At 60.4% G+C, this 25759-nt stretch carries 24 protein-coding genes and 6 pseudogenes; 16 read left to right on the forward strand and 14 right to left on the reverse strand.

Annotation, left to right across the window (positions count from 1 at the left end; all coding sequences use genetic code 11):
• Positions 1 to 182 precede the first annotated feature (182 nt).
• Positions 183 to 1226: a class I SAM-dependent methyltransferase gene (locus PYH37_RS02455; protein ID WP_280731864.1), complete on the forward strand. Its 1044-nt coding sequence runs from the start codon at positions 183 to 185 to the stop codon at positions 1224 to 1226.
• Positions 1227 to 1319: 93 nt separating this feature from the next.
• On the opposite strand, the gene PYH37_RS02460 is transcribed toward PYH37_RS02455, so the two are convergent.
• On the reverse strand, positions 1320 to 1781 hold the full coding sequence (locus PYH37_RS02460) for a tetratricopeptide repeat protein (protein WP_280732506.1): 462 nt from the start codon (positions 1779 to 1781) through the stop codon (positions 1320 to 1322).
• 424 nt (positions 1782 to 2205) lie between these two features.
• On the opposite strand from PYH37_RS02460, the pseudogene PYH37_RS02465 reads away from it, so the two are divergent.
• Positions 2206 to 2500: pseudogene (locus tag PYH37_RS02465) on the forward strand (GSU2403 family nucleotidyltransferase fold protein).
• Positions 2501 to 2645: 145 nt separating this feature from the next.
• Here the strand turns inward: PYH37_RS02465 and PYH37_RS32165 are convergent.
• A pseudogene (locus tag PYH37_RS32165) lies at positions 2646 to 2915 on the reverse strand (sulfite exporter TauE/SafE family protein); the annotation flags it as partial.
• A gap of 97 nt (positions 2916 to 3012) precedes the next feature.
• Between PYH37_RS32165 and PYH37_RS02475 the strand changes: the two are divergent.
• Positions 3013 to 3912 (forward strand): LysR substrate-binding domain-containing protein, encoded by a 900-nt coding sequence (locus tag PYH37_RS02475; protein ID WP_280731866.1) that lies wholly within the window; start codon positions 3013 to 3015, stop codon positions 3910 to 3912.
• A gap of 243 nt (positions 3913 to 4155) precedes the next feature.
• On the opposite strand, the gene PYH37_RS02480 is transcribed toward PYH37_RS02475, so the two are convergent.
• A complete protein-coding gene (locus PYH37_RS02480; RefSeq protein ID WP_280731867.1) occupies positions 4156 to 4485 on the reverse strand; it encodes a DUF3800 domain-containing protein in 330 nt (109 codons plus the stop codon).
• Between the two features lie 284 nt (positions 4486 to 4769).
• Here PYH37_RS02480 and PYH37_RS02485 point away from each other — a divergent pair, with 284 nt between their 5' ends.
• On the forward strand, positions 4770 to 5795 hold the full coding sequence (locus PYH37_RS02485; protein ID WP_280731868.1) for an IS110 family RNA-guided transposase: 1026 nt from the start codon (positions 4770 to 4772) through the stop codon (positions 5793 to 5795).
• 360 nt (positions 5796 to 6155) lie between these two features.
• Here the strand turns inward: PYH37_RS02485 and PYH37_RS02490 are convergent.
• Positions 6156 to 7480, reverse strand: a pseudogene (locus PYH37_RS02490) (metal-dependent hydrolase family protein).
• A gap of 963 nt (positions 7481 to 8443) precedes the next feature.
• Between PYH37_RS02490 and PYH37_RS32170 the strand changes: the two are divergent.
• From PYH37_RS32170 to PYH37_RS32360, 3 genes and pseudogenes are all read left to right on the forward strand, one after another.
• A complete protein-coding gene (locus PYH37_RS32170; RefSeq protein WP_342394647.1) occupies positions 8444 to 8650 on the forward strand; it encodes a hypothetical protein in 207 nt (68 codons plus the stop codon).
• Positions 8583 to 8831 (forward strand): RES domain-containing protein, encoded by a 249-nt coding sequence (locus tag PYH37_RS32175; protein WP_342394634.1) that lies wholly within the window; start codon positions 8583 to 8585, stop codon positions 8829 to 8831. Before PYH37_RS32170 ends, PYH37_RS32175 begins: the two co-directional genes overlap by 68 nt.
• Before the next feature lie 298 nt (positions 8832 to 9129).
• Positions 9130 to 9411 (forward strand): annotated as a pseudogene (locus tag PYH37_RS32360) (cupin domain-containing protein); the annotation flags it as partial.
• Here the strand turns inward: PYH37_RS32360 and PYH37_RS02500 are convergent.
• Positions 9294 to 10673, reverse strand: coding sequence for an enoyl ACP reductase FabMG family protein (locus tag PYH37_RS02500; RefSeq protein WP_280731869.1), 1380 nt, complete (start codon positions 10671 to 10673; stop codon positions 9294 to 9296). The pseudogene PYH37_RS32360 and the gene PYH37_RS02500 sit on opposite strands and share 118 nt — an antisense overlap.
• 154 nt (positions 10674 to 10827) lie before the next feature.
• Between PYH37_RS02500 and PYH37_RS02505 the strand changes: the two are divergent.
• Positions 10828 to 11007: pseudogene (locus PYH37_RS02505) on the forward strand (NAD(+)--rifampin ADP-ribosyltransferase); the annotation flags it as partial.
• A gap of 152 nt (positions 11008 to 11159) precedes the next feature.
• Here PYH37_RS02505 and PYH37_RS02510 read toward each other — a convergent pair.
• Both PYH37_RS02510 and PYH37_RS02515 read right to left on the reverse strand, forming a co-directional pair.
• Entirely contained in the window at positions 11160 to 12368 is a 1209-nt protein-coding gene (locus PYH37_RS02510; protein ID WP_280731870.1) for an MFS transporter, read from the reverse strand.
• 59 nt (positions 12369 to 12427) lie between these two features.
• Positions 12428 to 13417: an AraC family transcriptional regulator gene (locus tag PYH37_RS02515; RefSeq protein WP_280731871.1), complete on the reverse strand. Its 990-nt coding sequence runs from the start codon at positions 13415 to 13417 to the stop codon at positions 12428 to 12430.
• A 78-nt stretch (positions 13418 to 13495) separates the two neighbouring features.
• Between PYH37_RS02515 and PYH37_RS02520 the strand changes: the two genes are divergently transcribed.
• Positions 13496 to 13600 (forward strand): LysR family transcriptional regulator, encoded by a 105-nt coding sequence (locus PYH37_RS02520; protein WP_280731872.1) that lies wholly within the window; start codon positions 13496 to 13498, stop codon positions 13598 to 13600.
• 103 nt (positions 13601 to 13703) lie between these two features.
• Positions 13704 to 14378, forward strand: a complete 675-nt coding sequence (locus tag PYH37_RS02525; RefSeq protein WP_280731873.1) for a LysR family transcriptional regulator substrate-binding protein — start codon at positions 13704 to 13706, stop codon at positions 14376 to 14378.
• 288 nt (positions 14379 to 14666) lie between these two features.
• On the opposite strand, the gene PYH37_RS02530 is transcribed toward PYH37_RS02525, so the two are convergent.
• The 3 genes and pseudogenes from PYH37_RS02530 to PYH37_RS02540 form a co-directional block, all read right to left on the reverse strand.
• Positions 14667 to 14969 (reverse strand): hypothetical protein, encoded by a 303-nt coding sequence (locus PYH37_RS02530; protein WP_280731874.1) that lies wholly within the window; start codon positions 14967 to 14969, stop codon positions 14667 to 14669.
• An 83-nt stretch (positions 14970 to 15052) separates the two neighbouring features.
• Positions 15053 to 15286, reverse strand: a pseudogene (locus PYH37_RS02535) (hypothetical protein); the annotation flags it as partial.
• Between the two features lie 321 nt (positions 15287 to 15607).
• The gene (locus tag PYH37_RS02540; RefSeq protein ID WP_280731875.1) at positions 15608 to 16060 is read right to left on the reverse strand and encodes an SgcJ/EcaC family oxidoreductase; all 453 of its coding nucleotides are present in this window, start codon (positions 16058 to 16060) and stop codon (positions 15608 to 15610) included.
• A gap of 142 nt (positions 16061 to 16202) precedes the next feature.
• Here PYH37_RS02540 and PYH37_RS02545 point away from each other — a divergent pair, with 142 nt between their 5' ends.
• The 4 genes from PYH37_RS02545 to PYH37_RS02560 all read left to right on the forward strand — a co-directional run bounded on the left by PYH37_RS02545 (position 16203) and on the right by PYH37_RS02560 (position 20149).
• Positions 16203 to 17336, forward strand: a complete 1134-nt coding sequence (locus PYH37_RS02545; RefSeq protein ID WP_280731876.1) for a sensor histidine kinase — start codon at positions 16203 to 16205, stop codon at positions 17334 to 17336.
• Positions 17336 to 17989: a response regulator gene (locus PYH37_RS02550; RefSeq protein ID WP_280731877.1), complete on the forward strand. Its 654-nt coding sequence runs from the start codon at positions 17336 to 17338 to the stop codon at positions 17987 to 17989. Before PYH37_RS02545 ends, PYH37_RS02550 begins: the two co-directional genes overlap by 1 nt.
• Complete coding sequence (locus PYH37_RS02555; protein ID WP_280731879.1) at positions 17986 to 19623, forward strand: sensor histidine kinase; 1638 nt, start codon at positions 17986 to 17988, stop codon at positions 19621 to 19623. Before PYH37_RS02550 ends, PYH37_RS02555 begins: the two co-directional genes overlap by 4 nt.
• A gap of 79 nt (positions 19624 to 19702) precedes the next feature.
• Positions 19703 to 20149 (forward strand): response regulator, encoded by a 447-nt coding sequence (locus PYH37_RS02560; RefSeq protein ID WP_280731880.1) that lies wholly within the window; start codon positions 19703 to 19705, stop codon positions 20147 to 20149.
• Positions 20150 to 20466: 317 nt separating this feature from the next.
• Here PYH37_RS02560 and PYH37_RS02565 read toward each other — a convergent pair whose 3' ends face one another.
• The 3 genes from PYH37_RS02565 to PYH37_RS02575 form a co-directional block, all read right to left on the reverse strand.
• Positions 20467 to 21147, reverse strand: a complete 681-nt coding sequence (locus PYH37_RS02565; RefSeq protein ID WP_280731881.1) for a glutathione S-transferase family protein — start codon at positions 21145 to 21147, stop codon at positions 20467 to 20469.
• A gap of 117 nt (positions 21148 to 21264) precedes the next feature.
• Positions 21265 to 22149 (reverse strand): NAD(P)/FAD-dependent oxidoreductase, encoded by an 885-nt coding sequence (locus tag PYH37_RS02570; protein ID WP_280731882.1) that lies wholly within the window; start codon positions 22147 to 22149, stop codon positions 21265 to 21267.
• A 3-nt stretch (positions 22150 to 22152) separates the two neighbouring features.
• Entirely contained in the window at positions 22153 to 22596 is a 444-nt protein-coding gene (locus PYH37_RS02575; RefSeq protein WP_280731883.1) for an RrF2 family transcriptional regulator, read from the reverse strand.
• Between the two features lie 591 nt (positions 22597 to 23187).
• Between PYH37_RS02575 and PYH37_RS02580 the strand changes: the two genes are divergently transcribed.
• Together PYH37_RS02580 and PYH37_RS02585 are read left to right on the forward strand one after the other, a co-directional pair.
• On the forward strand, positions 23188 to 23544 hold the full coding sequence (locus PYH37_RS02580) for an ArsR/SmtB family transcription factor (RefSeq protein WP_280731884.1): 357 nt from the start codon (positions 23188 to 23190) through the stop codon (positions 23542 to 23544).
• The gene (locus PYH37_RS02585) at positions 23528 to 24022 is read left to right on the forward strand and encodes an SRPBCC family protein (protein ID WP_280731885.1); all 495 of its coding nucleotides are present in this window, start codon (positions 23528 to 23530) and stop codon (positions 24020 to 24022) included. The genes PYH37_RS02580 and PYH37_RS02585 overlap by 17 nt, the downstream gene beginning before the upstream one ends.
• Before the next feature lie 66 nt (positions 24023 to 24088).
• Here PYH37_RS02585 and PYH37_RS02590 read toward each other — a convergent pair whose 3' ends face one another.
• Positions 24089 to 25624, reverse strand: a complete 1536-nt coding sequence (locus tag PYH37_RS02590) for a Fic family protein (protein ID WP_280732507.1) — start codon at positions 25622 to 25624, stop codon at positions 24089 to 24091.
• Positions 25625 to 25759: the final 135 nt, after the last annotated feature.

Here is a 25759-nt window from a genome sequence, read left to right on the forward strand (position 1 = left end):
CACAGTAGTTCAGTCCGATTAAGTTTTGTTGAATTTAAGAAGATCAACGACCGCGTAGAAGTGTAGCGAAATAGCTCAATAAGAGTGCTTGTTAACCATATTCTTCGAAAGCTTGAAGACCCACTGGTCTACCGAGCATTCCTGGGCATATTGTTAACAATCTATTAACGGATGAGTCTCGAGTGACCCAAATTCAGCTTGTTTTCGACGGCGAAAGCCTTATCACCCCGCAGGCAATTACAACCGAACTTTCTCCACCCAAAGCGGATCGTCATGATGAGCAACTGGCGACAGGCAGGGCCGAACTCGCCATCGTGCTGACCATTGCGCAGCAACAAATCGATCAAAGCCAAGATCCGGCTGCGGTCACACACCAGCTTATCGGGGCGCTTCATGCGATGCGCGCCAAGTTTCATTCAAGCGTCTGGCAAGCGCTGATCCCAATGGTTCAGAACCATTCTGTTTCGGACTTTTTTCATCATGATCCATTCACGCGTTGGTCTTTCGAGAAACCACGCGGCTATTCCGGCGACGCCCAGTTGATCGACTTCATCTATGGTCATCCGAGCGTCTCTGAGGAAATCGCAAAAGCCTCTCCGCTTGGTCGGGCACTTTATGACTACACCAAGAATGCGCCGTCGTCGGTCGCCGTGCGGGAGCGGCGCGACCTCCTGACCCGGTATGTCGACGAGATTGCGGCCGAACGGGGCCCTGAGACGGAAATCCTGACGATCGCGGCGGGCCATCTGCGCGAGGCTGATCGCTCCACCGCCCTTAAGGAGCGACGGATAAGGCGCTGGGTCGCGTTAGACCAAGATCCCCTCAGCGTCGGCTCGATTGCGCGCGATTTCAACGGAACCTGCGTGGAAGCAATCGACGGTTCTGTTCGGGGCCTCCTGACGAAAGCCCACAACCTCGGCCAATTCGACTTTATCTACGCTGCGGGTCTTTACGACTATCTTACCGACAAGGTAGCAGTGAAGCTTACTCAAAGATGCCTGCAGATGCTGAAGCCCAATGGGGTCTTCCTCTTCGCCAATTTCGCGGATGATATCAGCGACGACGGTTACATGGAGACGTTCATGAACTGGGCGTTGTTGCTGCGCTCGGAAGCGGATATGTGGAGGATCATCAATGGAAGCGTCGACCGCAACATGGTCGATACACGATTGGAGTTCGGCGCCAACCGAAACATCGTCTACGGCATCCTCCAGAAGCGTTCGTGAACTTTCAAAGCCCGCTTTCCGCGGGCTCACTTCTTCACGTCCGTTTAGGCGGGGGCGTCCGAGGGTCTCCTCGCTGCGTCCCCACACTACCTGTCAACGCTGCGCGTATTTTACGCTGTTTTTCATGAGCTCGAGATTTCGCGCGGTCGTCTCGTTCGCAGGATCTAGTTCGTAGGCCTTCAGAAAATAGCGGCGTGCCTTCGGCAGATCGCCACGCAGGAGGTGGGAATAACCGAGATTGTTGTAGTAGACTGGGTTATCGCCGATCATCCTGGCCAGCTGCTGGTAGGCGCGATCTGAGTTGTCGAACCGGCCGATCATGTCGGCGGAGGCGGCAAAGCCCAGCCAGGCGGCCGGATCTTCCGGGAATACGGCAACCGCGCGTTTGTAGATCGCGTAAGATTTTCCGTAGTTCTTTTCCTTAAACTGCAGCTTCCCCGTCGTGATCAATTCATCGTTCTTGTTGAAGGCTACCGCCGAGTCGTCCTCCAGGATCTTGGCGCTATCACCAAATGCCGCCACGTCATCGAGAGCGGCCGATTGGCATCCGGCCATGGCGATCGCGACGACCAGCGGGGCCGAAAGGCGACCGAAATGCGACCTGATCTGAAATGCGACCATTCGTTCCCCCAAGCTTTTGGGTATCCTAGTCGGGCACATATTAGTGCTCACGGGAAATCTTCCTTGAAGCAAGCTAAGAAATAGAGAATAGAAGCAACGAGTAGCATTAAAGAGACACATCCGATCGCTGACGGCCGACTGTCCGCGAGCTACCAGTCAGCGATTTCCAAGGCATCAAGGGGCGATTCCGGGTCGTCCAAAATGGTATCAACGTGAACACGTGAGGCGGGATTGGCGGCTCCCGACAGGTTCACCACAGACGTCGTCGAGGTCATGAGGGCGGCCGGTCTCCTCGTCGGCACGGTTGCGTTCCAGACCTATGCCGGATTATTTGGGTGTGCGGCTGTCTGGAGCTTCGATGCAGACCGGAGATGCCGATTTCGCCCAGCACTATTCGCTGTCGTCGACTGTCGAGGACAGTCTGCCGCCCGTCATTGACATTCTGAAAAGCGTTGACCCGACCTTGAGAGCGATCCCACACCGTTCGGACCCCCACCGGGTGAAACAGTTCGAATGCCGCGCGGTGCCGAGTGGAGTTCCTCATACCCAATCGAGGATCCGATGATTACGCCGATCGCGCCAGTCCAATGCCTGCTCTTGGTGGAGCCTCGGCACAGCCGCCTTTGCGTTTTCTCGATTTTCTTGATCCATGAACCTATCCGGACTGTCATGTGCATCGTTCAGGTGTTTCCGTGATCGTGCCGTCGCCGGAGCGATAAGCAGTCCACAAACTGATTGTCGCTTGGCGCAGACAATCGGACGAAAACGGCACCGCGAAACGTGAGAAAGACGTCTAGCGGCCAGTCTCCCAATCGAGGCACTGCTAGCTACATACCAGCAAGGTCGGCGAACAAGCGTCCCGAAGGTGGGTCCGGCCAGAAGCTGCCAGACATTGGTCACGAAGGACGGGACGATCAGCAGGCTGACCGCCGCCAAGGGCGAGATCAGCGCGCCAAGCACCCCCATCGCCACCGTCGGCAACCCCATGCCGGTCACTCCCTTGACGATGCCGGCGGCGAAGAAAGTCGCGGCAGCCGCGAGCAGGATGGGCGTGGACAGATCGGTCATGCCCCTTTCATACCTTCTGGCGCCCCACAGACAATGCGGAAGTGCCTCAGTCAGCCTTCGGCTGGACCGAAGCCTGGCGCCCGGTTATCCTGCCGGCATGCGTTTTGATCTGACCGACCTTCGCCTGTTTCTTGCCGTGGCCGAGGCCGGCAGCATCACACATGGTGCGGCCGAGGCCGGTCTGTCCCTGCCAGCGGCCAGCGAGCGCTTGCGCGAGATGGAAGCGTCGGGAAGGGTGAGGCTGCTGGACCGTGACCGGCGCGGGGTGACGCTGACCGAAGCCGGCGAGGCGCTCCTGCACCATGCGCGGCTGATCATGTCCCAGATGGCTCGGATGCATGGTGAGATAGGGCAGATCGCGAAAGCCGTGCGCGGCACTGTCCGCCTCCTGGCCAATACAGCGGCGATGGCCGAGTTCCTGCCAGCGCGGCTCGCGCCCTGGCTCGCGACCCATCCTCAGGCCGATATTGTGGTCAAGGAACGCCAAAGCGCCGACATCGCCCGCAGTATCGCGCTCGGCTTCGCCGAAATCGGCGTGCTCTCGGATTTGGTCGAGACGACCGGGCTGACGCTGCGCCCCTTCGTGACGGACCGGCTTGTCGTGGTGGCGGGACGCGACCATGCCCTTGCGGCCATGCGACAAGTCCGGTTTGCCGATCTCTTCGGTCAGCCTTTCATCGCGCTGAGCGAAGGCGCCTTGCAGGATCACCTTGACGCGCAGGCCGCGCGGATTGGTCTGCGGATCAGGCCGCGCATTCGTCTGCGCGGGTTCGACGATATCTGCCGGATGGCAAGCGCCGGTGTAGGCATAGGCATTATCCCCGAGACTGCCGCACGCCGCTGCCGGAAATCGATGCAGATCTCCGTCAAACGACTGTCGGACGACTGGGCGGTGCGCCGCTTGTCGCTCTGCACCCGCAGCGATGCCGAACTGACGCCGCTCGCACAAAGCCTACTGCGGCATCTTGAAAGCGGCGAAGATGCCCGCGCATTTTAAATTGACTCAGCACAACAGATGACCATTGGCGCAATGTCCCGCGACAATTCTGCGGAACTCTAGTTCGAGCTCCAGATCTTCTTTGCCCTGGCCTGGTTTTTCACGGGGCTGCGAGATTCGCAAACCATATGGCATGCACCCCTATCGTCGTGAAAACGTAGAAATTCGTTGGCCTTTTCCAAACAGAACAGGAGTGCCAGCTGGTGTGGACTTTCTGGGTTTGCATACCGTCGCTTTAATGCGTCATTTTCGAATGACAGCCGCGATCACGGTCATCGGTGTCGCTTCCAGTACTGCCGAGAGATCGTTCAGAAAGCGTTCACGGATGTCATCGAACTGTAGGAAACTGAACGGGAATCTCCTCTTCACGATATCGCTTTCATGCAGCACGAAGCTATCGTGTCCGAACCACCTAAACTTGAAGTCCTGCAGATCCCGACTCGCTTGGGCAGAATTCTGCGCTTTTTCGAACATACAGAACGAGAGCACGAAGACGGGGTAATTCTCGTCAATAGATGTAAGGCTATGGTCGCCGCTTTCGTCGACATAGATAATGAAATCGCTGGAGCTCATGCCCTTTGTCTAGCTGAGTCGCTCAAAAGGTTCATGCATCCCGTCGCTGAATCTGTGGCGAAACGGTCGCCGTGTATATCATTCGCTTTCCCCGAGGGTAGCGGCCGCCTTAATTGCTGGGTCTGCGGTTCGAATCTCTTCAAGGCGATGGGAAAACAAGCCCCACACCACGGGCGGGCGCCCGCAGCCTCCCGACCGTCTCAGTTGGGTGATGGGGTGGACGCCCCCTGACGGCATCGATGTGCCAAAGTGGAGGTGTTGAACAGCACTTGGAGGAGGCGTCCGTGACTGAGGTTAGCACAATCGGGTTGGACATTGCGAAGCGGGTTTTTCAGGCGCACGGCGCGAATGCGTCGGGTGCGGCTGTTTTCAGCAAGAAGATCGCGCGCGCAAAGCTGCTTGGCTTCTTCGCCTCACAGCCCCGATGGGTCGTAGCGATAGAGGCTTGCGGCGGAGCGCATTACTGGGCGCGCGAGATCGGCAGGCTCGGCCACACGGTTCGGCTGATCCCGCCAGCCTATGTGAAGCCGTTCGTGAAGCGGCACAAGAACGATGCCGCCGATGCCGAGGCGATATGCGAGGCGGCACAACGCCCGAGTATGCGGTTTGTGGCCGTGAAGGAGGAAGAGCAGCAGGCAAGCGCAATTGTTTTCCGCGCCCGCGATCTGCTGGTTCGTCAGCGCACGCAGCTCATCAATGCCTTGCGCGGCCATCTGATGGAATATGGCTGGATCGTGCCGCAGGGCCCGTCTCACATAGCGGTGCTCATCGAGGGGATCGAGGATCCGGCCTGCCCGCTGCCGGAGAGCGCCCGTACGGCCTTGAAGGTGCTGATCGATAGCCTGCGGGTACTGGACGAGCAGATTGCCAGCCTGGATGGCGAGATCGCGCGACGCTCGCGCGAAGATGCGGTTGCCCGGCGGTTGATGACCATCCCCGGCGTCGGCCCGATCACCGCGACCGCGATCGTGGCCCTGGCTCCGCCGGCGGGAATGTTCCGCAAGGGCCGCGACTTTGCAGCCTGGCTCGGCCTTGCCCCGTTGCAGAAGTCGAGCGGCGGCAAACAGAAGCTCGGTGCCATCTCAAAGATGGGCGAGCGAACGTTGCGACGGCTGCTGATCATCGGCGCGAGCGCCGTCGTGCTGCAGGCCGGCAGACGCGGTGCGCCGACCGGATCATGGCTGGGGCAGATGATGGCGCGCAAGCCGCGCATGCTGGTGACGGTGGCGCTGGCCAACAAGATGGCGAGGATCGTCTGGGCGCTGTTGGCCAGCGGCGGCATTTATCGGGCTCCGGCCGCGGCGGCGTGATGCCGCTGCGGATGTGAGGTCGTCGCAGGCGCAGGAGGATCGAAGGAGGGTATGGCACCCAGTCGGCGAGACGGGACCGGAAGAACCAGGGCTTTCCACCGTGCTCTCAAGCACGCTTTGGGTGATTTGGATCCGGTCCGCGAACTCCCATACAGGCCCGCAGCTTTATCACTGCACCCAGAGGCCGGACAGATGGCAGCATCCGACTACGTGCTTATCCTTTCCAGAAAAACCACTTGCGCTTGAGGGGGCGTCCACAGATGGGAAGCGGCATCGCTTGTCGCTCGCCTGTGGAATGCCATCGCTCTAGGCCAGCAGGGGATCGGCGGCGTCCATGAAGACAGACGGCTCAGTCGTTCCTCACTGGGTCAGCGTGTTTTTGTAGATGACGCCGTCCTTCATGATAATTTTGAAGCTGTTGGCAGGATCGGCTACCAGGTCGATGTTCTCCAGCGGATTGCCTTCGACGAGCAGGAGGTCCGCGAGTGCGCCCTCCTCGACCACGCCGAGCTTTCCCGGATAGGGGTTGCGCTTGCCCGACAGCGCCAGCAGTTCGGCATTGGTCCCGGTGGCCATGACCAGTGCTTCGGCAGGCGTGTACCAACGCACGAGCGAGGCCAGAATTGCCCCCTGCTGCTTCGCCAGCGCACGGGAGAACAGGACGTCCGTACCCCAGGCCGTCTTGATCTTGTACTTCTTTGCCAGTCCGTATGTCCTGCCGATGCCTGGCCACACCTCATCGGCCTTGGCGCGCTCGACCGAACCCTCCCGGAGGCCTGTCCTCATCAATTCGGGAAGCGGCTGCAAGCTCAGCCAAACGTCCTTTTCGGCGATCAGCCTGGCTGTTGCCTCGTCCATGAGAAAGCCGTGTTCGATGCACTTCACACCGGCCGCGATAGCCTTCCGGATCGCAGCCGAGGTGAAGGCGTGCGCGGCGACGTAGGTGCCCCAATTCTCGGCAATTTCAACGGCGGCCCGCAGTTCGGGCTCGGTGAAGGTGGTGACGTCGAGCGGGCTGTGGGGCGACGACACGCCGCCGCCCCCCCTGTCAACTTCAGCAGCGCGGCCCCCTGCATGAACTGCTCGCGGGCACGCAAACGCACCTCATCGGGGCTGTCCACGACTATGCTGCCGCCGTTCCTCTCCATGGGGGTGAACAAGCCGCCTATCGCCCGAGGCAAGTCGCTGAGCTGGCGGAAATCCCCATGCCCGCTTGTCACGGTGATCATGGCTCCAGACGGATAGATGCGCGGTCCCGCGATGATGCCCTGATCTATCGCGCGCTTGAGGCCGAATGCCGGCCCGCCCACGTCGCGAACGGTGGTGAAGCCGCGCATCAGCGTATCCGTCGCCTCGTCGCCGTCCGCGAGATTGGCGAAGCCGACGTCGCCCATCGCCTCTACCGGGGTGGACGCTATCAGCATTGCGTGCCAGTGAGCATCAATCAGCCCCGGCATCAGCGTTCGCCCGCCGCCCGCAATGCGCTCAGCGCCTGCGGCCTCGATGGGGCTTGTCGAAATCTCCGCGATCACATTGCCCTTGACCAGCACATTCGACGGAGCCGAAAGAGCAGCACCTTTTCCGTCGAAGATGCGGACGTTTTCGAAAAGCACGTCGGCCCTCGCGGTGGCGCAAAGTCCGAGCAGGAGAGCCACGGCGAGCGTTTCTCTGCCCGAGCGAAGCATCGTGAAAACTCGGCGCGCAAGATAGAACAACGATGCGGCGCAGGACACGGCATGCGCCACAACATTGCTTTTTGCCAGCTCCTGCGATCCAAAGGATTTGTGACACATGACGATTATCCCGCTTCAGGAGGAGCGATGGTCACTGCGCAAGGACAAGTTGTAGCTTATACGGCGTCCGCGTCAAGAAGCGTTCCAGACCGGTCTCTTTTGCAGTGAAGGGTCGTGTCGAAAGTACAGGCCGCCGGCGATGATATCAGGGCTAGCAGTGCAAGATTTTCGATTGGAAACGAGCAGACGATCGGTCGAACTTTGCCGTTCCCAGTCGTCGCGAATGGGTCCACTACGACGCAGCGCGAGCAAACCCAGTGGCCGAGAGTCGCCTACCTCCACAAGCCCTTGAGCGCTGCCCGCAATGGAGGCGTTCTCGTTCGGTGCTTCGAAAGTCGCATAATTGTATCAACGGGAACATTTTCCCCGCTATAAGTGCCAGTTCTGCTTTCTCTTTGGCAATCAGCTTGACAAGAGACCAAGACGGTCGATTGCATGCACATATTGCGTTCATTTTTCTGATCAACTGCACAAACGCCATCCTCGTGACGTTTTTCCGCGCACGTTAGTGTGCGAGGAGTAAATTCTGTTGAGTCAACGACTTATTCAACGACCTTGACGTTTGGCACGACGCTTGCTCTCAAGATTGCAGCGGCCGAGGGTGTCGCCCGCGGTGATTTTCGCTGAATGGCCGCAATCAAGCCGCCCCCGGGTTTCGAGAATTCCCCCGCTCGACATCGAGACCATTCCTGCCGGTCGTCGATTTGGACGAATCTATGCGAGCGCCTTTCCCGATCCGTTAGGATATGGAAAGACGCCGAGCCGGTTCAGTGATCCCGCCGGCGTGGCCCGGCAAGGCGGTTTGGCGTTGTCTATTTGGGCGACACACTCAAGGTCTGCTTCCTGGAAGCGGTCTTGCGTGATCGGCGCGATGGCCTCGTGGGCGATCTCCCGATCGATGAGAAGAGATCTATGCGGCGCTACGCAGAGATTGAGACGATTGCGGATCTCCGTCTTGTTGATCTCCGCGAGGACCGCGCGATCAGGATGGGAGGTGCCGACGGATGTCGCGAAATCCTCCCGCCACTCCCTCGGGCGGGCGTGGTCGCTTGCTTTCCATGAGCACCGGTCCGTGCCGGACGGCATCATCTATCCTTCCCGCCCGAACGGACATACGAATCTCGCGATCTTTGACCGTGCCATCTCGAAATTGTCGGCGGTGCGCGTCGTGCAATTAATTGGAGCACCGGGCCTTGCCACCATCATCAACGATCTTCGTGTGAGCCTCGTCGACGTCATCTAAACCAACGCCCCGAAACTTTGAATCTGCTGAATCCCGATTGCGTGAGAGGGCTGAGCCGCCGCTAGGCAGGCGGGTCGGCGTGCCTTGCGATCGGTGGTCCAGTGCAGGGCACCGTCTCGAGGAAGACCAACGGAGAGTGGATGGCGGAGCCGAATTCATCCAAAGCTCAAGCGGACCGGGTACTTGAGGTGCTCGGCGAGACCGTAATCATCCGTGGCGATGCGGCCGTTGCGGTTCTCGACGCGGCAGTGATCGAGGAGATTGTGCGCCCTTCTGTTGGCGCGCCGCGCACGGCCACAGCAGCCAAGATGAGATCTCCTACATTATCGAAGGGATGTTTCGGATCTGGCGTGGCGATGAGGTGCTCGACGTCGCTCCGGGCGGTATCGCATTGCTACCCCGCCATCAGGTCCACACTTTCAAGAACATTGGTATGGGCCCCCTAGCCGCCTCCTCAAACTGTCAAGCCATCTCGACGTGGGAATCGTTCGCCCCTTGCGCGATCAACGGCGCGGGAGACTTCCGTTGCAAGTGGGAAGCGTTAAGTCGGCGCGCCACGATATCGTGGTTGAGCCATTGAATGGGACCGGAGGGATCTGAGGACTCGCCAAAAATGAGCTTCCCCGTCGCCTCGACCACGAGAGCACTCAGGAGGTCGCTGATCATCGCCTTGCTGTCCCGATGCATGTGCGTGATCTCGTTGGACGTACCGATGGTCAGATCGGACTGTGCTTGGCTGTTTGCCATGGGCCACGCCGAGAAGTCGTAAAACGGACGCATAACCTCGTTGGCCTGCATATCGGAAATTTTTTGGAACACATCCTTCATCGTGAAGCCGTCTGCCAAAAGCTGTTGGCATGCCTGCCATTGCTCCTCTGCCCATTGGCCACCGTTCTCTTTCTTCAAGGCGAGCAGCAGCGGTATCAGGGGAAGTTCGATACCCGTAAATACGTCGGACGAATTGGTTCGGATTTCGGGACAGTTATAGACGGTTGCCTTAACACCCGCTTCCCAGGCTTCTTGCGCAATGCCTTCGAGCCGCATCTTGGCGTAACCTTGGGTGTAGTTGGTGTAGGTCTGCCAACGATAGCTCCCGTCAATCAGGACTGCCGTTCCATGGTAACCGTAGGCCGTGTACCGGACCTGACCACCCGAAGCCCCTACGCGCTCACGGATCGCCGCGCTGAAGTCGATTAGATGTCGAAAGGTGATTGCGGAGACTTCGTCGAAATTTTGCAGGATGAGCTTGCCCATATCGCTGTCGAGCAGCGCTTGCGACGACATGTGGCGGGGACCACGTCCCTTGTAGATGCGATTGGCAACAACCAGGAATACCTTCGCTTTCGGGATGCCTCCGGCCATAGTATGGGCGAAGAAGACGTTGCGGCCGTCGGCAATCATTCCGTCGAGAACGGCCATGACCTGTGAAAGCGAATTCGTGAACCGTGAGGTGGCGATGTCCCGGCACTGCTCAATGTAGTCCCAGTCGACCGTGTCATGTTCCCAACTCTCCAGCGTCATAGTTGCGAGGAGATCCGTCGGAGTGGGGCCTCCTGCCGGAGCGTCGAGATCGAAGCCGGCCATAAGAGGTATGTTGATAATCCTGCCGCCCAGTCGGTCCTCGGCGGCAAAGAGTTCCTCGGCGTCCAGAGGCCGCAGTGCGTTGTTCTCGTCGCGCCGCCCGACCGTGATGCCCACGATCTCCATTCCAGCCCGCCGGGCTTCGTCGAGCAAACCAGTCGCATATCCGCGACCGAATAATTCGCCGAAGAGGACGAAAACATCACCTTTACGAAAGACCTTGTTTTCGGCGATGCGGTTCAATGAGACCGGGTTTTCCATGCAATCAGCTCTTTGGTCCGTTAGTCGTCGAGCAGTGGTTCAGACGAGCTTCGATAATCCACATGACCGTAATGACCCGTAATAGGAAGTCATTTTAAGTGACCGTTCATTTCAAAGCGTGAAGTCCCCCCAAAGGATTTCTCGCTATCTGAATGACCCCAACCTGACTGACAAGAAGTTTCCCTGCGATCCCACGCAGTCGTACCGCTCTCGCGAACGGCTTCGCGTCATGGGCGAAGTCGCGGACTGGCAACCCCACTCGGCTGAACAGCTGCAGCAGATGAAGGACGGCCTCGCACGCCTCAAGGAAGGCAAGGACATTATCATAGACTGACGCATTCGAGGTCGCCGGCGATTGCCGGCGGCCTCATATCCAGAGCGCTACTCGGCCCGGCATGCGCCGCCAACCTAGTGCCTTACAGATGCAAAGAGTTCTCCAGCATTGTCAGTCCGATTGCGCCTGATTGCTCAACCCGGAAGGGAATATCAGCTGCGAGGCTGCAGCAGCGTCAAGGCGAACGTCGATGCGGCTAGGACGGCGGTAAGGATCAAGGGCCCAACAGCGCCGTAGTGATCGACGACATAGCCGCCGAAAACCGCGCCGATACTGATGGCAACCTGAAACGAGACGACCATCAGGCTCCCTGCTGCCTCCAAAGCGTCGGGTGCTCCGCGGGAAAGATTGGTAGGCAGCACCACCGGCGCCATGCCAAAGGCGAATCCCCAAAGCGTCACGAAGCCGAAGGCAGCGCCGACGTGGACGCCCCAAAGCACCAAAGCAAGCGCCGCAAACGCCATTAATGCGGCGGTAATGGCGAGTGCCATGCGGATACTGGCGTCTGCCATCCGGCCACCCGCAACATTGCCGATCACAGCGGCGATGCCAAACCCGAGCAGCACCAGGGCAATCGGCCCGGTTTCAAGGAGTGTCACTTGCTCGAGGAAGGGACGCACATAGACCGAACCAGCAAAATGTCCCGTCATCAGCAAAAGGATGGCAAGCATTCCCAGTTGAACACCACGCCGTCCTGTCAGCCGGAGCACGTCGGAGAGGCTGTTACTAGTGCTTGCAGGCAGCGTCGGCAAGCTGAGTACTTGCAGCAGCATGGCCAGCGCGGCCAGCCCCGCTGTCATGGCCATGGCGCTGCGCCAGCCCAGCCAGTCGCTGATCAAAGCACCCATTGATGGTGCAGCTATGGTGGCGAGCGAAACGCCGAGGGTGACGATAGCCATGCCCCGACCTGTCGCATCGGCGCCAACCAGCCTTGCCACGACGGCAACTGAAAGCGCCCAGAAACCGCTAAGCGCGATGCCCAACCCAGCCCGGCCCAACAACAATTGCAAAAAATCAGTCGCTAACGCTGCAAGAATATTGGAGCCGATCGCCAACGCACTGAGACCGACCAGCACCGCCTTACGGTTCAGTCTGCCGATGAGAACATTGCTCAATAGGGCGGTCACGGCGCCGACGGAAGCGGTGGCGGTGACGACCTGCCCGGCTGTTCCCTCGCTAATGCCGAGATCGCGCGCCATTGGCGTCAATAGGCCCGCCGGCAGAAACTCAGCCGATACTAGCGCAAAGCTGGTGGCTGCCATCGAAAGAACGGCAAACCAAGTCGCCGCGGTCCACGCGGCTGGCTCAGCGGTGTCAAAGTCTATCGCCGCGTCGCGCAGTTGTGATGTCGTGTCCGTCATTGAAGTATCTCCTACGTTCCGGAGATTTCATAGACGAACTCTTTGGGATGATATGTATCCTAAAATCCGAAATCCATGTCCATTCGTCTGGAATTTGTGCGGCGCACAATGCCCGGTGAGACGCTAGTGATGCGCTTGAAGGCGCGAGCAAAGGATGCTTCAGACTCATACCCTAACCGGGAAGCTACCTCGGCGACCGACATGCCGCCTTGACCCAACAGTTCGCGGGCAAGCTGCATACGCAGACGGGTGAGATAGCGCGCCGCGCCTTCTCCCAAGATAGCGCTGAAGCGTTCAGCGAAGATCGAGCGCGATTGGCCTGCCACGCCAGCGAGGCTTTCGAGAGTCCAGTTATGACCGGGGTCTCGGTGCATGGCTACCAGAGCGCGGCCGATGTGAGGGTCGCGAATGGCGGCGAGCCAACCGGTGGTCGAGGCTCCGCTGCAATTGACCCAGCAGCGGATGAGCCGGGCGGCAAGCAAGTCCGCCATTCGTGATAAAACTGTAGCGCTGCCCATCTGGGGCTGTGTGGCCTCCGCGGTCATAGCAGCTAGCAGGGGACCAACGATCGGGTCGTTGCCGGCTACATCGCAGCCTTTGATGATTGGCGGCATCAACGCGATCAAGGGGTTCAGCGCATACGCTCCCAAAGCCATGGAGCCGCAGAAGAGCGTGCTGGTCGCACCAGTTCCTTCCCGCACCACTTCGCAGACGTTGCTCCCCAACCTTGTCACTTGGCAACCCTCGAGCGAGTCGCCTACAACATCTCGCGCGCTGGAAAGTCGATGTGCGATGCCTTGCGGCAGCAGTACCAGATCGCCATCGTTCAACTCCTGCCATCCTTGGGCTTCGGTATGGATCCAGCATGGGCCCTGGCTGACAAAGTGAAAACGAAGCAACTGTTGTTGCGGAAAGGCGATGCTCCATGGATGTCGGAGTTCGCAGCGCCCATAGTTGACTCCGCTCAAGCGAAAGTCTCGGAGGACTTCGCTTAGCGCATCCATTGGGATATTTGACGGCGACAACTGTCGAGACGAATGGTCAAGCATTTAGCGAATTTAGGTCTCGAGCGTCTGGTATGCAAGCACGATGGTGGCGCGAGACGATTGTCTTCCGGCAGCGATGCGATGGAAACTCTCTACAATATTCCCTCTTCGGCGCTTCGGCTCTTGCTGCAGATCGGCCGGACCGGGAACCTGACGGAGGCGGCGCGGGCCTGCGGCATCAGTTAGCCCGCCGCGAGCAAAGCGATTACCCGGTCGGAGGCGCAAAGCGGGCTTACGCCGGTGCGGCGCGACCGGTGCCCGCTCAGCCTCACCGCCGAGGGATGGATCCTTGCCGATTACGCGCAGCGGCAGGAGGACATGGCGCGCGCTGGAGGAAAGCCGCGTGCAGGGCCGGGGGCTGGTTCGCATCGCCTCTTTCGGCGCCTCGGCCTCGACCCATATCCTGCCCGCACTGGTCGCGACCGTCACCCGCAGCCGTCCGATGCTGCGGGTGGAGATCTCGGAAAGCGCCGATAAGCCTAGCCTACAGGCGTTGCGCGACGGGCTGGCGGATTTCGCCATTGCGGTCGAACATGATGCACCCGATCTCGAAATGATCCCGGTCGCGCGTGATCGGCTGGTCGCGCTGGTCCGGCACGGTGAGCCGCTGGCGAAACGCGCGACGCTGGACGCTGCGACACTCTCCGGCTGCGATTTCATCCTAACCAAGGGCGGCAGCGAACCGCTGGTTCGGGCTTGGTTCGCGCGGACGCGACATGAACCGAGTGTGCGCCATAATATCCAGCAGATCACCTCGATCCTCGCCATGGTCCGCGCCGGAATGGGCGTATCGGTGATCGCCGAAATGGCGGTTCCCGAAACCCACGCCGGCGTTGCCGTCATTCCCCTTACGGCCGAGCAGCCGAGAGTGATCTGTCTGGCCCGGCGGCAAGGCTCATTCGGGTCGTATGCGGCCGAGTTGCTCTGGAAGACGGCTTTGGAGACATCAAAAGCGGAGCTGTAACGGCAGCACGGCTGCTTCGCCTTGTTACTACCCCCGGGATCGGCACGGGGATCACCGACCCGCCCGGCTATGCCGCCCTGGTGCGCGGCAAGCTTGCAGTCATTTACCGGCATCGACCTTGTCACGCTCCCGATCTCGTCGAAGCCAGGATTGCGGTGCCTTCGTTCAGCTTGAAGCGCATCGCCGTCAAGCTAGCGTGAGCCGCGCGGAGGCTACTGCGCGCGTTGGTCTTGTGTTCCCGCCTCCATCAGACACATCGCACCCGATCCATTTCACTCAGGCTGGCCGTTACGCATCCTCGCCGGCTCCGTTCGGGACGCTGACGAGGGCCGCGCATTGCGGGTCTCCACTATCGAGAAGCTCCGCGGGCGCGGTGCGGCCGATTGCTAAGTTGACGACCGTGGCCGCCGCCCAACCGTAGTCGCCCGCGGCGCGCTCGATCAGTTGCGGGGCCTGGGAGTTGAGGCAAGCCTGGGATTGCCGAACGATCTCCACGGGAAGCCTCGCGCGCTCGACTTGTTCCTGAACCTGGGCTTGCAGCGGATCGACGACAAGAAGGGCAAAAATCCAGCCGATGAAATCCGAGATCATATCTGTTTCCTTCTAGTTAACGGTGTTTCTGGGAGCAGAGCCCGTCATGCAGGCTGCTGCTGATCCCGCGTCTTCATCAGGCTCCAGACTACGCCGGCAGCGATGATCGCGAAGGTGACGCCGCGCGAGAGCGCGGCCGGGAACTTCTCGATATAGAGAGCGGAAAGCTTGACGCTCTCGCGGACGCCGATTTCCTTGTTCTGCTTATGGAGAATACCGAGGTCGAACGACAGGATGGCGATGACGAGGACGAAAAAGCTCGACCACATCCACAGCGGCGTTTCCAGCCACTCGACGAACAAAAGAGAGAGGTCCATTTTAGATCCCCTATCGGCACTGCTTGTCGGAAAAAAGGTCCGACATCGCAAAAGTGCCGAGGCTCTCGCCAAAGGGGTCCGGACCAACGGGTTGCTGCACAGATCGTAACTTCATCCCCGGGCGTCAAGGGGGGCCGGACTTATTTGGCCTATGGGGCTCACGCATCGAGCCACTGACAGCTAGCCCCAGCCGAGGGGAGGCGGCCTCAAGATGGCTCGTCAGCCTCACTTCATTGAATTTCCATTAGGGTGAGGAATCCTCTGCATCCGCTGGAAGGTCGATCGGCGCGCTGGTGGCACCAGCACGCCGACGTCGCTTCCTTATTTTTCGGGCATCATGGATGAATGGTGCCCGGTGATGAGCCACTTCCCGTCGATGAACTCGTAAGTGTAGGTGTACCGAGCCGGAACTTTCGTGCCATCGGCGAGTGCGAAGGTGTAGGTGCCGCTGTCGGCAGCCATGTTGCAGCCGATCCTGATCACACGGCTATCGATCGAGCCTACCGGCCTCTTCTCGAGGAAATGATTGAAGTAGTCGACCCGTTGCTCCTGTGTCAGGCGAGGCGTGTTCGAAAGGGTCGGCAGCAGGATCGCGTTCGCGGCATAATTGGCCGCCACCTTCTCGGAATCCAAGGTGGCGAGCGAAGCATTCCAGCGATCGAAAAGCTCGGCGACTCCGTCTTCGGTGATCGGCGCGCATTCGGCCGTGGCCGCGGCAGCTTGCTGGAACGAGAGGGTGGACAGGACTACGGCAGTGGCGAGGATAAGACGCATGATTAATCTCCGGTTCTGCTTGGGGTCGACTGAGCGACCGTACAGATGCTATCTGGGAGGCCGGGTGCGTCGATCACATTTGCCGGGCGGCATAGGCCTGGTATGCCAAGCGGCATAGGACGATTGCTTTGATCAAACGGCGATGAGCCAGCTCCAAGGACATATGCGAGACTCCGCCGAATCCTCGACCGTCCATGAACTCCGCCGGCTCTACCGCGATGCAGAGAGCCAGGCAGCACGGCTACGCTTCATCGTGGACGTGCACGGCCTCCTCGATGGTTCGCCTTTCACAAAGGCGGCCCAGAGCGTGCTTTCACGTATTGCCGCCTTTGCCGGCGCCCAAAACGTCGCTTTGAGCGTCAAGGCGTCACATGGGCAGGCTCCATTGGAAGCGGTTCTTGGATTGAGTCACGGAGACGATGCCTGGGACGTTCTTATCCCGGTCGCGGACGGAGGCGTGATGGCGCGCCTGGCGCTCCGCCTGCTTCCTGGTCGGCAGATGCTCGCCGCAGAAGATCGCGAAGCGTTGGACGTGATCATCCGCCGTATTGCAACGACGATCGGCGTCGAGCGCCAGGCGACGGAAAGGGAACGCCTGCTTGATGAAGTCGCCGCGCAGCGTACGGAACTGGCCGCTCTGGTGCGCCGCCTCATCGAAGTCCAGGAACAGGAAAGACGCCGAGTTGCCCACGACCTGCATGACGGCTCAGCCCAGACGGTAGCCGCCCTTGGCCATCGGCTGGAGACCGTGATTGCGGGGCTCGCGGAGACGGACGTGCTCAGGCAGGAGCTGCAGGGACTGGTGGCGATGGCACGCCGGTCGGTAGCGGAGATCCGTGCCGCCATCGCCGGTCTCCGGCCGCCCGAGTTGGATGGCCTCGGCCTTCCCGCGGCGCTGCGGGCGCGCTTCGATGACCTCGAAGACCTCAGCGTTGCCGCTGATCTGGCTCCCGCCGCGGAAGACTGGCCGCCGGCGATTTGCCTCGTGCTTTACCGTGTCGCGCAGGAGGCTCTTGCGAATGTCGTGAAGCATGCCGGCGCGAGCCGCGTGACCGTGCGCGTCTTCGAAGAGGAGGACATTGCTCATCTCCACGTCTGCGATGACGGCAAGGGCATCGCTCCAACCGGGCCCGGCGCAGCGGGCGAACGCTTGGGCATCGCCGGGATGCGGGAGAGGCTTGCACTCCTCGGAGGAGAGTTCCACTTAGGGCGCACGAAACCGCGCGGGACAATTGTCCGCGCCTCCGTTCCGCTGCGTGCTCGGCCGGGTTCCTGATGATTGCCTCCGTGTTGATTGCCGACGATCACGATCTTGCCCGGGCCGGCCTTGCCGCGATGATTGGCCGCGAGAAAGACTTTCGCATCGTTTCCGAGGCGTCCGATGGGGCGGCCGCGGTCGCGGCCTGCCGGGTTCACGCGCCCGATCTCGCCATCCTGGACATCCGCATGCCGGAGCTGGACGGGCTTGCGGCGACCCGCGAGATTCGGGCCAGCTTACCGACAACCCGTGTTCTGATCGTATCGATGCACGACAGCCTTGACTATCTCGAAGCGGCGATCGAGGCGGGCGCCTCCGGTTACGTGCTCAAGGACGCCAGCCGTGAAGACATATTGGCGACGATGCGGCGGGTGCTGGACGGCGAGGCCTTTTTCAATGCCGATCTCGTGGCACGCCTGCTTCGCCGGGCATCTTCGCGCAGCATCCCTGAAAAAACCGGCATCGATCGGCTCACCGTCCGCGAACGCGAAGTGCTCGTGAAGATTGCGGAGGGCCTCACGAACAAGGAAATTGCGCGCCGCCTTGCTATCGCGCCAGGGACGGTCAAGATCCACATCGAGCGGATCATAGCCAAGCTTGGCGTAGCCGACCGAACCCAGGCGGCCGTACTTGCAGTCCGCAGTGGGCTTCTTCCGGTGAGCTCACAATGATCCGGAGCCACCGTTCCATTCTTCGGCGATTCGAAGACCTGCCGCTCAAGATCAAGGGCGTGATCGTCGTCGCCGGGCCGCTCATGCTGATCATGTCGGCCCTCGCGCTCGTGTTTCTGGCGGATCGGCAAAGTACGATTGCGGACAATCAGGTGCGTCTGACGCTCGCAATCCAATCGGACATTCAGGAGATCCATGCCCACATCGCGGAGGCGGCGACCGGCGTACGGGGCTACCTCCTTACGGGAAATAAGACATGGCTCGCGCCCTATGAGCGTGCGAAAACCGCGCTACCAACCGTCATTGCCAGGATGGGGCAGCAACTTGCCGACCCCGAACAGAAGCAGCGGCTGTCGAAGGTTCGCATCATGATCGACAAGAAGCTCGCAAGCCTTGAGCGATTGCGGGCGGTCGCGTCCGCAGACGCTTTGGCCCGGCAGGAGCTGGCGGGCCTCCTGACGGGGAGCAAGAAGGATCTGGACATCCTCCGTGCGGAGATCGACGCGATGGTCAAGCGCGAGGCCGAACTTCTTGCGTTGCGCACAAACGATGCGGATCAGGTGCGCACTCTCTCGCGCGGCCTGCTTGTCGCCGCGGCGCTGCTGGGCTTGACCGGTTCGCTGGCAGCGGTCGCCCTGTTCTCGAAGGGAATTGTGCGGCGCGTCCATGCGCTTGAAGGCATGGCGCACCGCCTTGCACATGGTGAAAGGGTCGGGGCGCTCGATCCCGCCAAGGACGAAATCGGACATTTGGAACAGGCACTTCAGAATGCGAGCACTCTCCTCAAAAAGCGTGAGCACGAGCTGAGGCAGAGTGAACGCAATCTCATTGCAGCACGCGAGGAGGCCTTGCGAGCGAGCCAGGCCAAGAGCGAGTTCTTGTCGCGCATGAGCCATGAACTGCGCACACCGCTCAATTCGATCCTCGGATTCGCACAGCTTCTGGAGCTCGATGCAAAGGACGAGGTAGCACGGGACAATATCGAGCAAATCCTACGGGCCGGGCGGCATCTACTGACCCTGATCGGCGACGTGCTCGATCTGGCGCGGATCGAAGCGGGCCGGATGGACCTCACCATCGAACCGCATTTGGTACCGGAAATCCTGACCGAAGCGGCGACGCTCGCAAGGCCTCTTGCTCAAGCGCGTCAAATCAGGATCGACGTCTCGAACCCGTCTGGAGCAGATTTGACGGCCCTTGCCGATCGCCGGCGGCTACTGCAGATCTTGCTCAACCTGCTCTCCAACGCCGTCAAGTACAACCACGAAAGCGGGCATGTCGTCCTCGCTTTCCGGCCCTTGGATGAAACGCTGGTTCGAATCACCGTACTTGATTCCGGGCCGGGCATCCCCCCCGAGCGGGCGGCCGGACTTTTTCTGGACTTCGACCGCCTGGGTGCGGAACGCTCTGTGGTGGAAGGCTCGGGGTTAGGTCTCGCGCTTTCACGCCAGCTCGCAGACGCGATGGGCGGCTCGCTTGCGCACGACAACCGGCGCGAAGGCGGCTCGGCGTTCCATCTTGATCTGCCTTTGGCGAAACGTCATCAATCCGAGGCGGATGGCCGAACTGGAGGGAAGCACGTGAGCTTGATGGTTGAGGGGCAGTGGCCGGAGGCAAACGCTGACGCGCCGTAGCCGTTCATGTCCATCGTTTAACGAGCATCTTGTACCAATTGTGAACCTGTGAGGGATGATGCCAGAAACCTCCGATCTCATGCGCAGATCCGTAATCCTGATCGTGGATGACGAACCCGCCAACGTCACACTGCTTGAGCGGCTCCTGAAACGGGAAGGCTTTACTGACCTCCTGATGGCCACCGACCCGCGCGAGGGCCTGCGGCTTTTCCAGGAGCATCCGGTCGACCTCGTCCTCCTCGACCTGATGATGCCCGACCTCGACGGCTATGCGCTCCTGGAGAGTTTTTCCCGGCTGGTCCCCGCCCATACTTATTTGCCGATCCTGGTGCTGACGGCAGATGTTACGCTTCCCGCCCGTCGCCGCGCACTCTCGCTCGGTGCCAAGGACTTCTTGACGAAGCCGTTCGATGCGATCGAGGTCGTGCTGAGAATTTTCAATCTGCTCGAAACGCGCATTCTGACGCTCGAGCTTGCCAAACACGGCCTGCCACGGCCGAACAGCCCGAGGCCGATGTTCGGCTGACAAACTCGACAATGGACCTGGCGAGAGCGTCGAGGTCCGCTTCCGGGCCAACTTGAGTCATTCATTGCGCCGGATGCCAGTGACAGCAAGGGTCGACTTTTCGCGTTCACCGCCGTCGCAGAAGGGTGGTTCTTTGCCGTCCGTTTCGCCTACTGGATCAAGCAGGAAGTGCCAGGAGCTGCCATTCCCGGCGCTTCTCCAAACCTGACCTTCGCGAGTCGACCCTGAATTGACGGTGAAATTTCAGGCGAATTGGTCTGCTTGCACCGAAAGCAGACGTAAGAAGCAACGGCAATTGATGGGACGAATTTTACCTCCTAAATGAAGCAATCGGTTTGCTCCGGGAGACCGTGGGCGACTTGGAGCATGGCTTCGGGATATGCTGGGCGAGAAACCGTCGGTCGCTCCGACATTAGCGCATACCAAGACATCAGCTTCGGGCAATCTTTTGGCAGGGGCACGCCGTAAAATTGATCGGTGAACTCGATCAGCGCCATCGCCACGCAATCTGCCATTGAGAGCACATCTCCAGCGAGGAACGGCCCAACGAACTTCTCCTCCGCGATGCGGAGCTTGCTCGCATAGCGCTCCGCACCCGCCAAAGCAGCTTCGAGGCTGGGCCGGTGTCGATCGGCATTCACGGCGCTGCCTTGACGCGCCCAAAGCCCGAAGAAGGATGCCGCTTCGTCGAAAATGGCGATCCACTCGCGAGTCGCCGCCCTTGCTTCCGCCGTCGACCCGATGAGATCCGGGGTCGGATAGAGTTCTTCCAGATATTCGAGGATGGCAATCGATTGACCTATCATCGGCCCTTTTTCCGTATCCAGCACCGGGAGTGAATGCGCCGGATTCAACGCCTTGAGAAATCCTTCCGGCCAAAGTTCCGGTTGATGAGGGAACTCGACTTCGACAAGTTCGAGCCCCTTGATCGCCTTTTCGCCGAGGTAGAGTTCCACGCGACGCGGATACGGTCCCCAGGGGAAATTATAGAGTTTCATCACACGACTTTCCTCACCTTTCGAGTGCGGCTTCGACGCGGCCGGGGCGCTTCACCGATGCTTCGCAGACTGCCCGCGCCGCTCCGCCGCGACCTGGTCGCCTGTTCGTGGCCAGTCTCACGCCCACACGAGCGAACGGTGCAACTGCGCGCCTGCCCAGGCTCCATCCCCGACAGCGAGCGAAATGGAGTGGGGAACGCGCGCGGCGTCGCCGCAGGCGAAGGCGCCTGGCACGGTGGTTTCCTTGGTATCGTCCGTCTGGATCTGGATGCCCATGGGCGTCTCGGCGAGGGCGCAGCCCAGACCTTTGGCGATGGGGGTGGCGGGCGCATTGCGCGAGGCGGTGAAAATGCCGGCAAAGGACAGTCGCCGTCCGCCCGCCAGGATGACGTCTGCATGGTCGTCGAGCCGAGCGATCGGGGTCTCCTCGATTGTCACGCCCCGCGCCGCCAGATCATCGCGCATGGGGGCGTCCAACGTCACCGCATCATTGATGAAGAAGGTGACTTCGCCCCATTCGGGAAGCAGTTGCGCCTGATGCAGAGACATCGGCCCGGTCGCGATCACGCCGATACGGCCCTGTTTCAGCTCGTAACCATGGCAATAGGGGCAAAGGAACACGCTCACGCCCCAGCGTTCCGCCAGCCCTTCGATCGCCGGTAGCGTGTCCGACACGCCAGCCGCGAACAGCAGGCGGCGTCCCTGATGGCGCGCGACGTCATCGGTCGCGACGATGAAGCTGTCCTTTTCCCCTGACGCCGCCTCGGCCACGCCCTCCACCCACGTCAGCGTTGGATACGCCCCAAGCTGCTGCCGCGCCGATTGCACGATCTCTGCGGGATCAACGCCATCCTGACCGAGAAATCCGTGTGAATGGCTGGCGAAGCGATTGCGCCTCAGCCCCGCGTCGATCACCAGAACGCTGCGATGGGCGCGCAGGAGCTGGAGGGCGGCAGCCATACCGGCATAGCTGCCGCCGATGACGATGACATCATATTGCATCTTCTATTCCTTTCGGGCGCGGTGTTCTGCATGCCGGCGGCTGAAGTCGGCAGACAAATCGGCCAGAGTGACGTGATCGAAGTGCTTGAGCAGCAGCGCCTCGGCTTCCGCAAATGCCTCGTCGAGCGCCGCGTTCACTGATTGCTCCACAAGGCAGTCCGGCGTTTCGTTGCGGTTGCCGATGGCAAAGATCGCGGGTTCGCCGAGCGCCTCGTGCAAATGGCGCAGGGTGACTGTTTCGAGGTCCGCGGTAATCCGCCAGCCACCATCATGGCCGCGTTCAGATGCCACAAGGCCCGCCTTTCGCAAAAGGCCCATCGTTCGGCGCACGACCACAGGATGGGTTCCCATGCATTGGGCCAGCGCTTCGGAGGTCATTGCTTCGTCATGTTCGGCCATATGCAGCAGGGCATGGAGGACGGAAGAAAGTCGGCTATCGCGCTTCATGTAACTTCAATTATTACGATATTGGCGAAATTGCAAGTGTGCATTCCCATGGCGCGTCCCGAGGGCGCCAAAAATTCGCATCGTCTGGAAGCGCATGAAGTAACGTCGGAACGTCGAGGGATGCACCTTTCCAAATTGGATCGGCGGCGTGTGCACCCCGCAATGTCCTCTCAATGGCCGGTGATGGTACAGAATAATGCAGACTCGCGTGCAGGGAATCCCAACGTCAGCAATGCAGCGCGACCTTGCCGTTGCGGTAGGCGATACTGACGACCGAGTTTGGCCCGATCGCGACGTAGAACGCTCCATTGCGGTACAGCCTACGCGCCGGCCGCTCGGACGCGCCAGGAGCCGCCCTTCTCAGAGCGATCTGTGAATGTCGCGATTGGGGCCGTTAGCCGGCGGACTGGTTTCGGGGAGCAGGCGCTGAAAGCTGACATTCGTTCATCCGCGGCTCGAAGGTCCGCTTGCCCCTCAGCAGACGATTTTTGCTGCGGCCGCCGCGGTGTATGACCTCGACTGACCGGTCTACGGCAGGGAAAGTTCGGGACGCTTGCGCTTCCTGCGCGAGCAAGATAGACACTGAACTATATGGTTCAGTATGTAAGCCGTCCCCTCGATCTCTCGTTCGCGGCGCTGTCCGATGCGACCCGCCGCGGGATCATCGATCAGCTGGGGCGAGGGGACGCGTCGATCACCAGTCTCGCGGATAAGTTCCAGATGACGCTGACCGGCATGAAGAAGCACGTCCAGGTTCTCGAGCGGGCGGGGCTCGTCGTCACGCAGAAGGTCGGACGGGTGAGAACCTGCAAGCTTGGGAAACGCGGCCTCAAGGCGGAGGCCGAGTGGATCGAGGCGCATCGCAAGCTCTTCGAGGCCCGCTTCGAAGCATTGGACGAAATCATCAGCGAAATGAAACAGGAGGGAAGCGATGAATCAGCAAGTTAACAGTGCAGGTGGTGCGCAGAACCGCACGTCAGTCGAGCGCAAAGGGGATCGCGAACTCGTCGTAACGCGGACATTCAATGCGCCGCCGAGCACGGTTTACAGGGCGTGGAGCCAGCCCGAGCTGTTCCAGCGCTGGTGGGTGCCGAAATCGGCATCCGGCGTTTCGCTCGTATCATGCGATATGGACGTCCGTACCGGCGGCAAATATCGGCTGGAATTCGGCGCCGGCGGTTCGGACACCATGGCCTTCTACGGCAAGTATCTCGAGGTGGTGCCGAACGAGCGCATCGTCTGGACCAACGACGAGGGCGAAGAGGGCGCGGTCACGACCGTGACCTTCGAGGACCAAGGCGGGAAGACGCTGCTGAATCTCCACGAAATCTATCCGTCCAAGGAGGCGCTTGAGGAAGCACTACAGGGCGGGGCGGCCGCATTGCCGGAGCAGCTGGAACAGCTCGACGAATTGCTTCCAGCATAGGCGAGTAGCGCGGGTCGGGAAACTCGCCTCAATCCGGGTGTGCAGGTCTCGTCGACAAGGCTGGCTTCAAAGATGTGGACGAAGCTCTGCAAACATGGCCTCGATTTGAGTGGCCTCTTTGTCAGTCAGACCAGCAAATTCCCGTTCGCGGGCACGCTTCGACAGTCTGCCGTCGTTCTGTCGCAGGAACCGGAACAGGAGATCGAGCAGCCGGTCCGGCATGTCGACTATCCCGTGAACCCTGTCCTTGAACGCATCGTATGCCCTGAGGAACGCGGTCTCAGCCGGCAAGTCGACGTCGACCGTGCGCGCCACGCAGGCGAACAGGAATTCAGCATGCGGCGTCGCGTCGAAAAAGCGGTAGAAATCGGCCGTCTCGTTCAACACCTCGACGTTGCCGCGATCGGTCGACCTCCAATGAATCTGTGGTAGTAGGCGGCGCGAATAGCTTTCCAGCACCTTACGATAGTCGTCGATCTGATCCAGGATGACGGCAGAAACAGGAAAAACCAGGCCGGGCGGATTGAAGCCGCGCTCGGCCAGAACATGATGGATGAGATAGCGGTGAAGACGGCCATTCCCGTCTTCGAAAGGATGAATATAGATGAAGCCAAAGGCTAGGACGGCGGCAGCAAGCACTGGGTCGAGCTCTCGGGCCGCTCCCTTGTCGAAAGCGGTGAGCCCGTCGATGAGCTCTGGCAGATCCTCATGTCGCGCGCTGAGATGGTCAGGTATGGGTTCTCCAGTATGGCGATCGTGCTCGCCGACGAAGCCTCCCTCGGCGCGCAGTCCCAGGCGCACGAAGCGCGCATCGCCGATGACTATGCGTTGCAGGCGCTCCAGCTCGGCGCGGTCGATCGGGCGACGGCCCGCCTCGGCGATTACCCGGCCCCAGCGCTGGATCCGATATTGCGGCGGGTCTTCGCCTTCGATTTGAAAGCTCGATCTGGAGTCTTTCAAGAGCAGGAACGCCGCCGTTCGTGCCACTAGATCAGCCGGCATCTCGGCAATCAGACGCCGAGCCTCGCCTGCCAGATTGCGCGCCACGAACGCCTCGAGCGCCGGCGTCCGAAAGACCATAGGACAGAAGGCCGGCGTTCCTGGCAGATTGTTTCTCACGCGATGGCGGGTCGACGTTGCGCCCCCCGTCACCCACTGCTGGTCAGGATCGACCACAAGCGCATAGCTGCCTTGGATCGCATCAGGAAGATCTAGCCGTGTACCAAGTAACCATTCGTAAAGAAACCACAGCCGCCGCGCATAAGAGCCGGTCGGAGACGCCCGCACGATGTCGGTTATCGCATCGGGGCCAGTGGCGCAAAACAGCGCTTTAAGGACTGCTAAGTCCAATCCCTCATAGCGCAGGGCAAAAGTCAGATTCCCGATAAGATCGGCATCAGGAGCGTGCCGCGGCGTATAGATATTCCAGTCGTCCGTCTGATAGACCTTGTGGCGTGGACCAATGGCCGCCAGGATCCGAGGCAGCGGGACGGGCAGCTCATAGGCGCCGATCAAAGCAGCATATCCGGCAGGGATCGCTTCCTCCGGCAGCCAGCGGCCGTGAAAAACTCTTACAGCGGCTGAATATGGCTTCGGCTGCATTCCGCCCATGAATTTCAATACCCGCTCGTGAAAATAAGTCCTAAGGGGAGAATTTCATGAAAACTGATAATCTGCAACTACGGATGCGTGTTTCAGTAAGTCCCGGACACTGATTTCCGGTAAGTAGCGGACAGC

The sequence above is a fragment of the Sinorhizobium numidicum genome (genome assembly GCF_029892045.1).
Classification (GTDB): domain Bacteria; phylum Pseudomonadota; class Alphaproteobacteria; order Rhizobiales; family Rhizobiaceae; genus Sinorhizobium; species Sinorhizobium numidicum.